The sequence below is a fragment of the Chelatococcus sp. KU-N122 genome (assembly GCF_055391085.1).
Genome location: NZ_AP043981.1, coordinates 3,783,339 through 3,797,500, shown reverse-complemented (window position 1 = coordinate 3,797,500; position 14,162 = coordinate 3,783,339). Strand labels below are relative to the sequence as shown.

Annotated in this window: 11 protein-coding genes; 10 read left to right on the top strand and 1 reads right to left on the bottom strand. The window is 66.0% G+C overall.

The window, feature by feature from the left end; all coding sequences use genetic code 11:
* Positions 1 to 405: 405 nt before the first annotated feature.
* Positions 406 to 2,016 (bottom strand): ABC transporter substrate-binding protein, encoded by a 1,611-nt coding sequence (locus ACZ5PO_RS16980; RefSeq protein WP_464195528.1) that lies wholly within the window; start codon positions 2,014 to 2,016, stop codon positions 406 to 408.
* Between the two features lie 620 nt (positions 2,017 to 2,636).
* On the opposite strand from ACZ5PO_RS16980, the gene ACZ5PO_RS16975 reads away from it, so the two are divergent.
* The 10 genes from ACZ5PO_RS16975 (at position 2,637) to ACZ5PO_RS16930 (ending at position 14,143) form a co-directional block, all read left to right on the top strand.
* Positions 2,637 to 4,442 carry a hydantoinase B/oxoprolinase family protein gene (locus tag ACZ5PO_RS16975; protein ID WP_464195526.1) on the top strand — a complete coding sequence of 602 codons (1,806 nt, stop codon included), beginning with the start codon at positions 2,637 to 2,639 and terminating at the stop codon, positions 4,440 to 4,442.
* A complete protein-coding gene (locus ACZ5PO_RS16970) occupies positions 4,439 to 6,523 on the top strand; it encodes a hydantoinase/oxoprolinase family protein (protein ID WP_464195524.1) in 2,085 nt (694 codons plus the stop codon). The genes ACZ5PO_RS16975 and ACZ5PO_RS16970 overlap by 4 nt, the downstream gene beginning before the upstream one ends.
* Positions 6,520 to 7,920, top strand: coding sequence for an amidase (locus ACZ5PO_RS16965; RefSeq protein WP_464195522.1), 1,401 nt, complete (start codon positions 6,520 to 6,522; stop codon positions 7,918 to 7,920). The genes ACZ5PO_RS16970 and ACZ5PO_RS16965 overlap by 4 nt, the downstream gene beginning before the upstream one ends.
* A complete protein-coding gene (locus ACZ5PO_RS16960; RefSeq protein ID WP_464195520.1) occupies positions 7,917 to 8,684 on the top strand; it encodes an SDR family NAD(P)-dependent oxidoreductase in 768 nt (255 codons plus the stop codon). The genes ACZ5PO_RS16965 and ACZ5PO_RS16960 overlap by 4 nt, the downstream gene beginning before the upstream one ends.
* A gap of 28 nt (positions 8,685 to 8,712) precedes the next feature.
* Entirely contained in the window at positions 8,713 to 9,489 is a 777-nt protein-coding gene (locus ACZ5PO_RS16955; protein ID WP_464195518.1) for an SDR family NAD(P)-dependent oxidoreductase, read from the top strand.
* A gap of 3 nt (positions 9,490 to 9,492) precedes the next feature.
* Positions 9,493 to 10,434 carry an ABC transporter permease gene (locus ACZ5PO_RS16950; protein ID WP_464195516.1) on the top strand — a complete coding sequence of 314 codons (942 nt, stop codon included), beginning with the start codon at positions 9,493 to 9,495 and terminating at the stop codon, positions 10,432 to 10,434.
* Positions 10,435 to 10,437: 3 nt separating this feature from the next.
* Complete coding sequence (locus ACZ5PO_RS16945; RefSeq protein ID WP_464195514.1) at positions 10,438 to 11,322, top strand: ABC transporter permease; 885 nt, start codon at positions 10,438 to 10,440, stop codon at positions 11,320 to 11,322.
* Between the two features lie 2 nt (positions 11,323 to 11,324).
* Positions 11,325 to 12,326, top strand: coding sequence for an ABC transporter ATP-binding protein (locus ACZ5PO_RS16940; RefSeq protein ID WP_464195512.1), 1,002 nt, complete (start codon positions 11,325 to 11,327; stop codon positions 12,324 to 12,326).
* Positions 12,323 to 13,300 (top strand): ABC transporter ATP-binding protein, encoded by a 978-nt coding sequence (locus ACZ5PO_RS16935; protein ID WP_464195510.1) that lies wholly within the window; start codon positions 12,323 to 12,325, stop codon positions 13,298 to 13,300. Before ACZ5PO_RS16940 ends, ACZ5PO_RS16935 begins: the two co-directional genes overlap by 4 nt.
* Positions 13,301 to 13,372: 72 nt before the next feature.
* On the top strand, positions 13,373 to 14,143 hold the full coding sequence (locus tag ACZ5PO_RS16930) for an SDR family NAD(P)-dependent oxidoreductase (RefSeq protein WP_464195508.1): 771 nt from the start codon (positions 13,373 to 13,375) through the stop codon (positions 14,141 to 14,143).
* The last annotated feature ends 19 nt before the right edge of the window (positions 14,144 to 14,162 follow it).

The following is a 14,162-nucleotide window of genomic DNA, read 5'->3' as shown; positions in this document are numbered from 1 at the left end:
TCTGGGGCTGTCGTCATGGGGGCGTGTCCTCTCCTTGCCGCGGCGTCACGGCCGGGCCGAGGCGGGCGCGCCCCGAGGCCTGCGCCAGGCGGTTCGGGCGGCTGTGTAGCGCATGCGCGGCTGGCGCGTAAACGCATCCGGCCGGACGACGGGCGGGCCGAGCGCGGGGTCAGCCCGGTCGCCGCGCGGTGATCCGACCGACGACGCATCACGGGTCTGCCGGCTGACGCCAGGGAGCCGGTCGCAACCGCCGTACTGCCGCGGTTGCCGATCGCGCCTCCAGCGGATCGACCCATATCATTCCGCCGAGGCAGACGTCACCCGCGCATGGCGTAAGCGCACCTCCGCCTCGGCCGAACCGACATGCAACGCGGGTCGCGCTGGCGAACTGCCGCGCCCGGGAGCTTACTTGCTGACGCTCCAGAAGATCGGCACACCCAGACTGATGAAGTTCTTCAGCTCCTTGCGCCAGGCGCTCGGGATCGCGAACTGGCCCCAGCTGAGCGACGTCGCCTGACCATACAGGTCGGTCTGCATTGCTCTGGCCAGAGCCTTGCCTTTCTCCGGATCGGATTCCCCCAGGAATGCCTTGAAATCGTCGGCCGCCGTCTGCACGCAGATCTTGCCCGGATAGGTTCCACTGCAATTGCTGGTCAGGAAGAAATTGTTGAGCGGGCTCGCCACGTCGTTGCGGTTGACGTGCATGACGAGCATCGACCAGCCGCCCTTGTCCACGGGCTCGTTGTTGTACCACCGGCTGAAGACGGTATTGAACTCGCCCGCGGCCACATCGATCTTGAAGCCGACCTGCCGCAACTGATCCTCGATCACCGAGACCGGCGTCGAGATCGTGGCTATGTTGGTCGTGTGGAGCGAAAGGATCGGCGTTCCGTCGTAACCGGCTTCGGCAAGCAGCGCCTTCGCCTTTGCCGGGTCATATGCGATGACGCCGCCCTCGTTGGCATAGATGCTGTCACAGGTGAAGATCGTCCGGCAGTCCGGCCGCGCCATGTCAGCCGGGATCCCCATCGCAGCCATGATCTCCTTGACGTTGATCGCGTGGGCGGCCGCCCGCCGAATGCGCGGGTCGTTGAACGGCGGGTGCGCGTTCTGCAGCGAAATCCAGCCGAGTTTGATCGCGTTGCCTGCGGGCTTGGAGACGGTGATGTTCGAATCCGACTGGATCAGCGGCAGCAGGTCGAGCGGAATACGCTCGACGTAGTCGACTTCGCCCGCCTGCAGCGCCGCCAGGCGCGTCGCCGGATCCTGGATAGTCCGAAAGACGACTTTATCGACGTTCACCACCTTGCCGCCGGCGAAGGCGTCGGCGGGCTCGCTGCGCGGCTTGTATTCCTTGAACTTGTTGAAGACGACCTTGCTGCCCGGCACCCACTCGGCCTTGTTGAACACGAACGGCCCGGAGCCGATCGGTTCCGTGACGGGCTGGTTGGGATTCTGCCTGGCCAGCCGCGCCGGCATGACGAAGATCGGATTTGCGAGCGTCGCGATCACATGGCCAAAAGGCTCCTTCAGCGTGAGCCGGAACGTGTCGCTTCCCGTCACGGCCAGCTCCTTGCTGAAGCCGGCCAGCATCTTGCCCGCCGGCATGCGGGCCTGGAAGCGCTGGATGCTTGCGACGGCGTCTTCTGCCGTGACCGGGCTGCCGTCATGGAAGATCAGAGCGGGGCGAAGCTTGAAGTCATAAGTCATGCCGTCCGCGCTGACGGTCCACCCCTCCAGCATCTGCGGCTTGAATTCACCGGCGGCATTCACGTCGAGAAGCGTATCGTAGTAGAGGTATGAGGCGTTGCGCGTGATGTAGGCGTTGGTCGCGTATGGGTCCAGAACCTTGAGATCACCTTCCAGCACGGCATTCACGGTCTGCGCATGAAGCGGCGCCGCGGCTGCAAGCAGCATGGTTGCAGCAGCCACGGCTCCAAGTCGACGTCTAAGCATATCCGCTCCTCTCCATTGGACATTTCTTCGAATTACCGTGCGGCCATCCGCGATGGCCATACTCAGCCGGTGCCATGGACCTCGCGAAGACAGCTTGTGTCGTCTCGAGCTTGCTTGCCGCGATCGCTTGCTTGCCGCGATCGCCCAGCCCGTCCTGAGCACTCCATCGAGCCCTGCATTCAGGAATTGCGTTGGCATGCGAACCTGTTGCCGGCCGCGCCACACCGGAAAGCTCCACGACGCAGACGCCCCGCCCCGCCGTCCTCCCGTCCAATCTTGCATGCCGGATCGGACCTCGGACCATTCAAGGGGCCGGCAACGAGTGCAGCAAATTACATTTTCTCATCAAGCGATGCATTGCCGGATGCATTCCAATAACGCATCGACTCCATGCAATCGTTCGACCAGAGCAGCGCAGAATAGTTCGATCAAAGGCTCGGCGAAAACGGAAGCAAGATATTAAGCCCGATTGACGGCACGCGCGCGAAGCCTGCACGCCCGCGCAACTGCCGTCACTCGAAATATCATCGTGCCATGAGAATTTGGAAGTTCCTCAGTCCCATTGGGCGAATCTAGGTTTTCCGGATCGCGGCGGCGGGCGCACAATAGTCTACTCAGCCAAATCCTCGCCGGACGAATTCCGCTCTTCGGAAAACTGGAACGTGTCTGGAGAAATCCTCGTGCAGCCCAGCGCAACCATCGCAACAAGAAGCACATCCGAACGCCTCGTCGATCCGGTCTCGCTCGAGATCGTCAAAGGTGCTTTGACGGCGACGGTCCGGGAAATGGAAGTCCTGATCGAGAGGACGGCCATGTCGGCCTTCATTCGCGAAAAGAAGGACTTCCATACGGGCATCTATTCGGGCAGCGGCAAGGCCATCGCCAGCTCGGGAGTTGGCAGCTTCGGCGATCTGGTCGGCACTGTGTGGAAGTTCTATCCGCCGGAAACGATGCGCGACGGCGACATCTACTGGTATAATGACTGCTACGAATCGGACGGCGTCGTCAGCCACACGCCCGATCAAGTCTTCATCATACCCGTGTTCTGCGGCGAAGGGATCGTCGCCTACGTCGAAAGCTGGGCCCATTTCAACGACGTCGGCGGCATGCGTCCGGGCTCGCTGTCGTCCGACTGTACGGAAATATTCCAAGAAGGCATCATCATTCCGCCGGTCCGGGTTGCCCGCGACGGGCAAGTCAGCGACGAGCTCCTGCGCGTCTTCTGTCGGAACTCGCGCTTTCCGGACATGGTGCGGGGCGACATGCGCGCGCTCATGGCCGCCATCGCACTCGGCAAGCGACGCATCGAGGAGTTGATCGCGCGCTTCGGTCCTCTCGTGCTGGAGGATGCCTTCGAACGGTTGATCGAGGCGGTGGCCGAAGCCTCGCGGGCTCGGGCCCGCGAGGTGTTCAGGGACGGCGTCTACCGCGTGGCCGAGACGCTGGACAATGACGGCCAAGGCAACGGGCCGTTCCGCATACGCTACAGCCTCGACGTCAAAGATGGCGTGCTGTCTCTGGACGCCACCGAGACGGACGATCAGGCGCCCGGCTCCATCAATCTGCTCATGAACCCGAAAATGCCGGGCGTGATGTTGAGCAGCTATCTGATGGGCGACACGCTCGGCTTCATGAACAACGACGGCCTGGGCGCAATGCTGCCGAAAGCGAAGCTGCGCGACGGCTCGCTGCTGCATCCGCGGTTTCCGGCAGCGCTGGGCTCTCGCGGCGTCACGCTGATGCGCCAGATGGTGGCCTGCATGGGCCTCGTGGCCGTCGCCACCGAGGGCAACGCCAACGCGTCGCACAGCGCCTACGTGATCTACTATCTCCGCGGCAGGGACAGATCAGGCGAATACTTCCTGCTGTCCGACGGCGTCGGGGTTGGATACGGCGGGCGCCCGACCGCCGACGGGAACGACGCGATCTATCTCGTCGCCAACGAGAACTATCCTTGCGAGTTCGTCGAGCTCAACTATCCGATGCGCATCAGGGAATACGCGATCAACCGGGATACCGGAGGACCCGGCCGCTGGCGCGGCGGCTGCGGCGTCATCCGCGAGATCGAGGTGCTCGCCGACGAGGCGATGCTGTCGGTCCGTATCGACAGCGTCGAGACACCGCCCTGGGGCGTGAACGGCGGCCAGGCCGGCCGGCCCGGGGGCTGCATCATCAATCCCGGCCTGCCGGGCGAACGCGTGGTGCCGGCCTTCAGCGACGGCACGATCGTGCGCCGCGGCGACATCGTGCGGGTGATGACGGGAGGCGGCGGGGGCTGGGGGCATCCCTATGACCGCGAGGTCGAGCGTGTCCTGCAAGACGTTCTGGGCGGCTTCGTCAGCGCGGCCAGGGCGAGCGAGGACTACGGCGTCGTGCTGGACGCTTCGGGTGGTGCGGTGGACGGCGCAGCGACCGAACGCCTGCGCGCCGACCGCCCCGAAGCCAAGCTCTTCCATCAGAACGGATACAAGGACGAGATCGCGTGAGCCACCAGGTGGATACGATCGCCCAGGGGGCCGTGATCGGCGTCGACACCGGCGGCACCTTCACCGATGTGACCATGGTCGATCCGCGGACCGGGCAGGTCTGGACGGCCAAGACGCCCTCCACGCCCGAAAACCCTTCGCTCGGCTTTTCGGACGGGATCTCACAGGTGCTCACGCTCTCCGGCAAGCCGCCGGAGGCGGTGGGCCGTGTGCTCCACGGGACCACGGTCGCCACCAACCTCATCCTCGAGTCCAAGGGCGCCCCGACGGCGATGCTGGTGACCAAGGGCTTCCGGTTCGTGGTCGAAATCGGTCGTCAGGATGTTCCGCGAGGTCATAACCTGCACAGCTGGGTGAAGCCGACTCGGCCGGTGAAGCCTCAGCACATCTGGGAAATCGGTGGCCGCCTCGGCATTCACGGCGAGGAGCTGGCGCCGCTTGACGAAGAGGCCGTTCGCCGCGCCGCCAACCAGATCGCGGCGACCGGCATCAAGGCCGTCGCCGTCGTATTCATCAACAGCTACACCAGCGCCGCTCACGAACGCCGCGCTGCCGAGATCCTGCGTGAAGAGCAGCCGGATCTGCTGGTGTCCGTCTCCAGCGAGATCATGCCGGTGTTTCGCGAATACGAACGCAGCATGACGACGAACCTGAACGCCTATGTGATGGCGGCAGTCTCGACCTATGTCGGGCAGCTGGAACAGCGGATCTCCGACCGGGCGTTGAATGCGCCGCTGCTGCTGATGAAGTCGTCCGGCGGCGTGGCCTCGGCCAGGGTGGTGCGGGCGCGGCCGGTCGAAACGGTGCTGTCGGGCCCGGCCGCCGGAGTCGTCGGGGCGATCTATACCGGCGGACTGGCCGGCGAGCGCAACCTCATCGGCGTGGACATCGGCGGGACCTCGGCCGATATCAGCCTCATCCACCAGGGCGAGCTCGGCCTGACCGGCCGCGGCCAGGTCGGCAACTGGCCGGTCGGCGTGCCGATGGTCGACCTGACCACTGTGGGGGCGGGCGGCGGCTCGATTGCGCGTGTCGGCGTGGCCGGCGCGCTGACGGTCGGACCGGAAAGCGCGGGCGCGCGCCCGGGGCCGGTCTGCTACCGCCGTGGCGGGACCGATCCGACGGTCACCGACGCCCATGCCGCCCTCGGCCATCTGCCGCCATACCTGTTGAACGGCGCCTTCGAGCTGGACATCGAGGCGGCGCGAGAGGCCATCCGCGTCAAGATCGCCGACCCCTTGAGCATGAGCGTCGAGGATGCCGCGCGCGGCATCCTCCAGATCGCCGACAACAATATGGTCGGCGCCATCCGCGTCGTCAGCATCGAGCGCGGCTTCGATCCCCGCGACTTCGTGCTGGTGCCCTTCGGCGGGGCGGGACCGCTGCACGGCGGTTCGCTGGCGCGCGCCATGGGTATCGGACGCGTTCTCGTGCCACCCGCTCCCGGCGTGCTGTCGGCAATCGGCCTCCTGACGTCCGACCTCAAGGCCGAGTTCACGCGCACCTCGCTGCAACGGTCGGATGCGGTCGACTACGGTGCGCTCGCCGGCGTGTTCGACGATCTGCGCAGTTCCGCCATCGCCTGGATGGACGACGAGCGGGTGCCCGCCGCCGCGCGGGAGACGCGGCGCATGGCCAACCTCCGTTACCGCAACCAAGGCTACGAGCTGACGGTGCCGTGGCGAGGGGACGGTTCCGGAGCGGCCGAAGTGGAGGCGACGGTCGAGGCCTTCCACGAAGCGCACGAGCGCATGTACGGCTTCGCCCAGCGCGACACGGTGGTCGAGATCACGACGCTTCGGGTCGACGCCGTCGGCAAGTTCCCACCGCCAAAGCTTCCTCCGGCGCCGTCTCAGGGCTCCGTGACAGAGGCCATGACCACGCGCAGCCGTATGCGGCTGGCGAGTGGCGACGTCGATGCCCCCGTCTACGACCGGGCCCTCCTGCCCTCCGGATCGCGGTTCGAAGGGCCGTGCATCGTGACCCAGCTCGACGCCACGACGCTGGTCCTGGACGGGCAAACGGTCGAGGTGCTGCCGTCCGGCGGCCTTCTCATTCAGGAGCGGAGCCGGAACGGATGAAACAGACCGCCTACCATCCCGACCGCTGGACGCCTCTGACCTTTCACGACGCCGCAGCGGCCTTCGCCAAGGGCGAGGACAGCCCAGCCGCGTATCTGGAGCGCTGCCTGGCGACGATCGCGGAACGCGAGCCCGAGGTGAAGGCCTGGAAGGCGACGCGCTTCGACGCCGCCCGGCAAGATGCCGCCGCCTCGGCCGCGCGCTGGATATCCGGCAAGCCTCTCTCGCCGATCGACGGCATGCCGGTCGCGATCAAAGACCTGATCGAGACCAAGGACATGCCGACGGGCCAGGGTATCGCCGGCAACGACGACGCGACGTCGGGGCTCGATTCCGCCTGCGTCCAGGCGCTCCGCGACGCCGGCGCCGTCGTCATGGGAAAAGTCGTGACCACCGAGCTGGGTGGCGCCCATCCCGGCGCGACCGTCAATCCCTTCGACGCCCGGCGCACCCCCGGCGGCTCGTCCAGCGGCTCGGCCGCCGCAGTCGGTGCAAACATGGTTCCGGTCGCCATCGGCACGCAGGTCGGCGGCTCGATCCTGCGGCCTGCCTCCTACTGCGCGAACGTCGCGATCAAGCCGACCTTCGGCGCGATTCACCGTGGCGAGCGGCAGGGCTACAGCCAGAGCTGCTACGGGGTCCACGCCAACGCGATCGAGGATATGTGGCTCGTCGCCATCGAGATCGCCAATCGCACCGGCGGCGACCCCGGGCATCCGGGACTGTTCGGTGGCGCCGAGCCGCCGTTTCCGGTGATGCCCGGCCGCCTGATCATGATGGAGAGCGCCGGCTGGGCGGTGACCGATGAGAGCACCCGCGACGGGTTCCAGGCCATCCTGGACCAGCTCCGTGCGAGCGGCGTGACGGTTCTGCGGCGAGGCGATCACCCGTTCATCGAGGAGTTCGAGGCATCGATCGCCGATACGCTGGCAATCGTCGCGCCGCTCCTCGCATTCGAGAACCGGTGGCTGCTCGAAAACCTCGTCCGCCTCTATCCCCACCAGCTCAGCGACAGCCCGCGCAATCAGCTGGCGATGGCGCGGACGATGAGCGTGGACGACTACCGGCGGCTTCTGCTCCTGCGCAGCCATGCCCAGCGCATGCACGCACGGTTGGCGCCCCTGGCGGACGCCGTCATCAGCCTCACCACGCCCGGGCCCGCGCCGCTCAGCGACGTCTCGAGCGATCAGGCCGGGCGGAAACGACCGCTGCCGACGGGCGATCCATCCTACAACCTGCCGACGTCGATGCTCTGGGCCCCCACGGTGCAGATCCCGATGATGGCGGCCGAAGGAATGCCGGTCGGCGTGCAGATCATGGGTCAGTTGCACGAAGACTACCGCATGACGGCGTATGCCAGGTGGATACTCGAGAATATTCGCAAGGTGGCCACATGACGCCGCGCCGGTTGGAGGGCAAAGTCGCGGCGGTCACCGGCGCGGCGAATGGAATTGGCCGCGGCGTCGCTGTCCGGCTTGCCCAGGAAGGAGCGTCCGTCGCGCTGTTCGACGTCGACGAGACGGGGCTCGGCGGGACCGCTGACGTCATCAAAGGCGGGGGAGCAGCTTGCTACCTCGGCGCCGGCGACGTCACGGACGAAGCATCGGTCGGTCACCTCTTCGCGGCGGCGGCGGCAGTGCTCGGACCGGTCGACATCCTCGTCAACAATGTCGGCGGAGGCTTCTCCGGCCGGATTTGGGAGGCCAAGGTCGACGATTGGGACGCCTGCATCCGGCTCAATTTGCGCTCGATGTTCCTGTGCACCCGCGCCGTCGCCCCCGCCATGATGCAGCGGCGCAGCGGACGCATCATCTCCATGAGTTCGGGCGCCCGCAACGGCACGCCCTGGACCGCGCTCTATTCCGGCAACGCCGCCTACGGCGCATCCAAGGCCGGTGTCCACGGGTTCACGCGGCACGTCGCGCTGGAACTGGCTGCTTACAACATCACGGTCAATGCGGTGTCGCCGGGGCCGATCCGGACCGAACGACTGGAGCCATTCTTCGCAGCGCTCGAAGAGAAGGACCACTCGCCGCTCAAGCTGGTGCCGCTCGGACGGCTCGGCGAGGTCACGGATATCGCCGCTGCCGTTGCCTATCTCGCCTCCGACGAGGCCGGTTACGTCTCCGGCGCGACGATCGACGTGCATGGGGGGCGCTGATGTCGCGCTTTGACGGGGGGCATGCAGCATGACCGAACTTGCTGGGCAATTGGCAGTCGTGACGGGGGCTGCGAGCGGCATCGGCGCAGCCTGCGCCAGGGCGCTGCTCGAAGCCGGGGCCAGCTTGGCGGCCGTCGACATCGCGCCGATCGATATCACCTCGCTCGGCTCTCCGATCGAGGGGGCATCGGCGAAGGCGTATTCGTGCGACGTGGTCGATCCGGCGGCCGTCACGGCGACCTGCGCCGCCATCCGCACGGACATGGGCCATCCCGACATCCTCGTGAACAATGCCGGGGGCTCCGGATCGACGCCGACGCCCGCCATCGAGCAGGTCACCGACGAGATCTGGCAGTTCGTCATGGACCTGAACGTCACCTCATCCATGCGCTTCTGCCGCGAGTTCGCCCAGGGCATGCGCGACAAGGGAAGCGGCCGCATCGTCAACATGTCTTCGTCGGTGCGCACCGGCGTGCCGGGCCCGCTGACCACGATCTCCGGCCGTCTGCCCTACGTGGTCGCCAAGACCGCGATCGTCGGGCTCACCATCCAGCTCTCCAAGGAGCTGGCGCCATTCGGGATCTGCGTCAACGCGGTTGCTCCCGGCATGATCCTGCCGGGCGAGAATGCGCGCCTGACGAAGAAGTTCAATTCGCTCGACGAGCCCCTCCAGAAGCTGATCCTGAACCAGATCGTCATGGGCCGCGTCGGGAGTGGCGAGGAGGTCGCGTCGGTCGTTCGGTTTCTGAGCGGGCCCGGCGCCTCCTACGTGTCCGGCACTGTCGTGGACGTCCGAGGGGGCTGAGGCATGCTGAGCTACATCGTACGCCGGCTTCTATCCACCATCCCCGTGCTGATCATCGTCGCGGTGGTCGTATTCGCGCTGTTCGTCGTGATGCCCGGCGACCCGGCCATCAACATGGCAGGAGAAAACGCCACTCCGGAACAGATTGCCGCGACGCGCGAGGCCCTCGGCCTGAACGAGCCTTTCCATGTCCGCTTCCGGCTCTGGGCGGGGGCGCTGGCCCAAGGGGATCTTGGCCGCTCCGTCTTCACCGGTCTGCCGGTCGTCGACCTGATAGGCCAGCGCCTCGAGCCCACGATCTCGCTGGCGCTCCTCTCGCTCATCGTCTCCGTGACGATCGCGGTGCCGCTCGGGGTGGCGGCGGCCTGGAAAGCCGGCTCTCGTCTCGACCGGTTTGTCATCGGCGGCGCCGTCTTTGCCTTCTCGGTGCCGGGCTTCGTCATCGGCTATTTTCTGATGCTGATCTTTGCCGTGCAGCTGCGCTGGCTGCCTGTGCAAGGCTTTACGTCGATCCGAGATGGGGTTTGGCCATTTCTGGAGCGCATGATCTTGCCCACGGCAACCGTCAGCCTCGTCCTGATCGCGCTGTTCGCACGCGTGACGCGGGCGGCGATGATCGAAGTCCTGACGCAGGATTACATCAGAACGGCGCGCGCTAAGGGCTTGCCGCCGTGGGAGGTCCTGGGGGTCCACTCGCTGAAGAATGCCGCGATTCCGATCGTGACGGTGATAGGTCTTTCGGTGGCGCTCTTGATCGGCGGCCTGATCGTGACCGAAACCGTATTCGCACTCCCAGGTTTGGGAACGATGACGGTCGATGCGATTACGCGGCGTGACTATCCCGTCATCCAGGGGCTCGTGCTCCTGTTCTCCCTGATCTACATCATCGTCAACCTCCTGGTCGATCTCAGCTATCCCCTCCTCGATCCGCGGATCCGGTACTGAGCGATGGCGGTTACCCAGGAGACACCCGCCCAGGCGCCGGCCGGTGGCCGCGCGTTCGGCAACTTCGGAACCGCGCTACGCGAGCACAAGTCGATCGTGGCCGGCGGCGTCATTCTGCTGCTGGTCTTCCTCATGTCGCTGCTGGCGCCCTGGCTCGGAACGGTCGATCCGCTGAAGATGGCCCCGGCGCTGCGCCTGCGGCCGCCTAGCCCTGAACATTGGTTCGGCACGGATGCCCTCGGCCGCGACGTCTACAGCCGGGTTGTCTACGGCTCCCGCATCTCGCTCGTCGTGGGCGCCTCGGTGGCGATCGTTTCGATCTCGCTGGGACTTGCGATCGGGCTCGTCACCGGCTTCCTGCGGCACGTCGACAACGTGGTCATGCGCATCATGGACGGGTTCATGTCGATCCCGCCGGTCATGCTCGCGATCGCCCTGATGGCCCTCGCCGGCCCGTCCGTGATCAACGTCATTGCCGCCATCACGGCCGCCGAACTGCCTCGAACGGCCCGCCTGGTGCGGGGAATCGTGCTGTCGTTGCGCGACCAACCCTTCGTCGAGGCGGCCATCGTGTCGGGCGCGCCGCTGCCACGGCTGCTCGTCAAGCACGTGCTTCCGAACACGATCGCGCCGCTTGTCGTGCAGGCGACCTACATCTGGGCGTCAGCGATGATCATCGAAGCCATTCTCAACTTCGTTGGTGCAGGCACGCCGCCCAACGTCCCGAGCTGGGGTGGAATGATCTCCGACGGCCGGGCGTTGTTTCAGATCGCCTACCACACGGTCATCTTCCCCGGCCTGTTCCTGTCGATCACCGTTCTGGCCGTGAACCTCCTTGGCGACGGTCTGCGCGACGTCCTGGACCCCAAGGCGGCGAACCGGAGATAGGCATGCTTCAAGCCGACCGAAAAGCTGTGCTGGAAGTGGACGGCCTCGTCACCGAGTTCGTCAAGGGCAACAGCAAGCTCCGCGCCCTGGACAGGGTCTCCTTCGGCCTCCACGCCAACGAAACGCTTGGCATCGTCGGAGAAAGCGGCTGCGGAAAGAGCCTGACCTCGCTGTCGATCATGCAGCTGTTGCCGCAACCGCATGGCCGCATCACCGCCGGCTCGATCCGTCTCAAGGGCCGCGAGCTCATCGGGCTGGCGGAACGCGAGATGCGGCAGATCCGCGGTGCCGAGATCGCGATGATCTTCCAGGAGCCGCTGACGGCCCTCAATCCGGCCCTGAAGATCGGGCGCCAGCTTGCCGAGCCGCTGCGGCAGCATAGCGGGATGGATCGGACCGGCCGCCGACGGCGCGTCATCGAGATGCTCGACCTCGTCCGCATTCCCGACGCGGCGAGGCGGTTGAATGACTATCCGCACCAGCTGTCGGGCGGCATGCGCCAGCGCGTGATGATCGCCATGGCGCTCATATGCAATCCCGCAGTGCTCATCGCGGACGAGCCCACCACGGCGCTCGATGTGACCACCCAGGCGCAGATCCTCAGGCTCATGCGCGACCTGAAGGACACGACGGGAGCCTCCATCATGCTGATCACACACGATCTGGGCGTGATCGCCGGCATGGCGCAGCGTGTCATCGTGATGTACGCGGGGCGGCAGGTCGAGCAGGCGCCGGTCGCCGATCTCTACAGTCGGCCGCTCCATCCCTACACACAGGGCCTGCTGCGCTCGATCCCCAGGATGGGCGGCTCGATAGGCACCGACGGCAAGCGAGAAAGGCTGGCCGAGATCGCGGGCGTGGTGCCGCCGCTCGGCGAAGAGCGGCGCGGCTGCACCTTTGCGGACCGATGCCAGATCGCCAAGCCTCGCTGCCGGACGGCGACACCAGAACTGCGCGACTTCGGCAACGGCCACCTGGCTGCGTGTCACGAGGCGGGGCGATGATGCCGAACCAAGAACCGCTCCTGCGCGTCGATGCCGTCAGCAAGGAATTCCCTGCCGGAACGAACTGGCTGGGCCGCCCGACCGGGTCCGTCAAGGCGGTCGACAACATCTCCTTCGTCATCAACCGGGGCGAGACGCTCGGCCTGGTCGGCGAATCCGGCTGCGGCAAGTCGACCACGGCGCGCATCGTCCTCGGGCTCGAACGCCCGACCCGCGGCGAAGTCTATCTGGACGGCAACCGGATCAGCCATCTCGGCCGCGGCCAGATGCGTCGGCACTACCGCGATCTGCAAGTCGTATTCCAGGACCCCTATTCATCACTGAACCCGCGGATGACGGCCGCGGACAACGTCGCCGAGCCGTTGCGGAACTTCGGCCTGCGGGACGGCGAGGACATCGACAGGCGGCTGCGCGAGCTGTTCCAGCTCGTCGGCCTGCGCCCCGACCAGATGTCCCGCTATCCGCACGAGTTCTCGGGCGGTCAGCGGCAGCGCATCGGCATTGCGCGCGCGCTCGCCATACGGCCCAAGCTGATCATCTGCGACGAGGCGGTGTCGGCGCTGGATGTGTCGGTGCAGGCGCAGGTCGTCAACCTGCTGATGGATCTCAAGTCGGAACTGGGCGTGAGCCTGCTGTTCGTCGCGCACGACCTGGCGGTGGTCGAGTATATCTCCGATCGCGTCGCGGTGATGTATCTCGGCGAGATCGTCGAAATCGGCGAGCGGTCTCAGGTCTACCTCACGCCGCGGCACCCCTATACCGAGGCCCTCCTGGAAGCGGCGCCGAAGGCGGACCCTTCCATCGACCAGGATCGACCGCTGCTCGAAGGAGAGGTTCCGAGCCCGCTCGATCCTCCGCCCGGCTGCAAGTTTCACACGCGCTGTCCCATCGCATTGGACCGCTGCCTGGGCGAGCGTCCGCAGCTACGCGAGGTGGAGCACGGTCATGCCGTGTCCTGCCACGTTCGCGGCTGATCAGCGCGTGCTCTGACCGGCCGACCGGCATCGGTAAGAGCCGCTCCCCATGCCCCGACAGGAGTTCTTCAGATGTCCGGCAAAGACCAAGTATGTATCGTGACCGGCGCCGCGCAGGGCCTTGGCCGTGCAATCGCCGAAGCCTTTCTCGGTGCGGGCGCGAAAGTGGTCCTCGTTGACGTCAACAAGGACAAGGTCGTGACGACGGCTGCGTCGCTCGACCCTCAGGGACAGAACACCTTGGCCATAGGCGCGGACCTTACCGCTTCTGCAAGCGCGGACGCGATGGTGGCGCAAACGCTGAAGACCTTCGGACGGGTCGATGTCCTCGTCAACAACGCCGGCGGCAGCGGCAATGTCGGCATTCGCGACATCGAAGACGTCACTGACGAGCTTTGGGACTCGGTGGTGAACCAGAATCTCAAGACGACCTTCTACTGCTGCCGCGCAGTTGTTCCGGCAATGAGGGCCCAGAAGGGCGGTCGGATCATCAATTTTTCGTCTCGCACCTATCTCGGCTCGCCCGGTCCCCTGGGCACGTCGGCGGTCCGCCTGGCTTACTGCGCGGCCAAGGGCGGCATCCATGGCCTGACAAACCAGCTGAGCCAGGACCTGGCGCCCCACGGGATCACCGTCAACATCGTCATGCCCGGCTTCATCCTGACTGAGGATGGCGCACGCGTACGCGAGCGATACGAGGCTCTCGATGCGGACCAGCGGGCGATGATGGAGCGGTACATGCAGGACCGCCCCGGCACACCGGCGGACATCGCCAGCGCTGTCGTCTTCCTCGCCTCGTTCGGCGCCAGAATGGTCAACGGACAGACGATCTCCGTCTCATGACAGTCGCTCGACGTATTCA

Bases quoted from the DNA above. Each gene is read 5' to 3' on its own strand.
- ACZ5PO_RS16980 (WP_464195528.1), bottom strand. From the start codon at position 2,016: ATGGCCATCGCGGATGGCCGCACGGTAATTCGAAGAAATGTCCAATGG.
- ACZ5PO_RS16930 (WP_464195508.1), top strand. From the start codon at position 13,373: ATGTCCGGCAAAGACCAAGTATGTATCGTGACCGGCGCCGCGCAGGGC.
- ACZ5PO_RS16950 (WP_464195516.1), top strand. From the start codon at position 9,493: ATGCTGAGCTACATCGTACGCCGGCTTCTATCCACCATCCCCGTGCTG.
- ACZ5PO_RS16965 (WP_464195522.1), top strand. From the start codon at position 6,520: ATGAAACAGACCGCCTACCATCCCGACCGCTGGACGCCTCTGACCTTT.
- ACZ5PO_RS16955 (WP_464195518.1), top strand. From the start codon at position 8,713: ATGACCGAACTTGCTGGGCAATTGGCAGTCGTGACGGGGGCTGCGAGC.
- ACZ5PO_RS16960 (WP_464195520.1), top strand. From the start codon at position 7,917: ATGACGCCGCGCCGGTTGGAGGGCAAAGTCGCGGCGGTCACCGGCGCG.
- ACZ5PO_RS16945 (WP_464195514.1), top strand. From the start codon at position 10,438: ATGGCGGTTACCCAGGAGACACCCGCCCAGGCGCCGGCCGGTGGCCGC.
- ACZ5PO_RS16935 (WP_464195510.1), top strand. From the start codon at position 12,323: ATGATGCCGAACCAAGAACCGCTCCTGCGCGTCGATGCCGTCAGCAAG.
- ACZ5PO_RS16940 (WP_464195512.1), top strand. From the start codon at position 11,325: ATGCTTCAAGCCGACCGAAAAGCTGTGCTGGAAGTGGACGGCCTCGTC.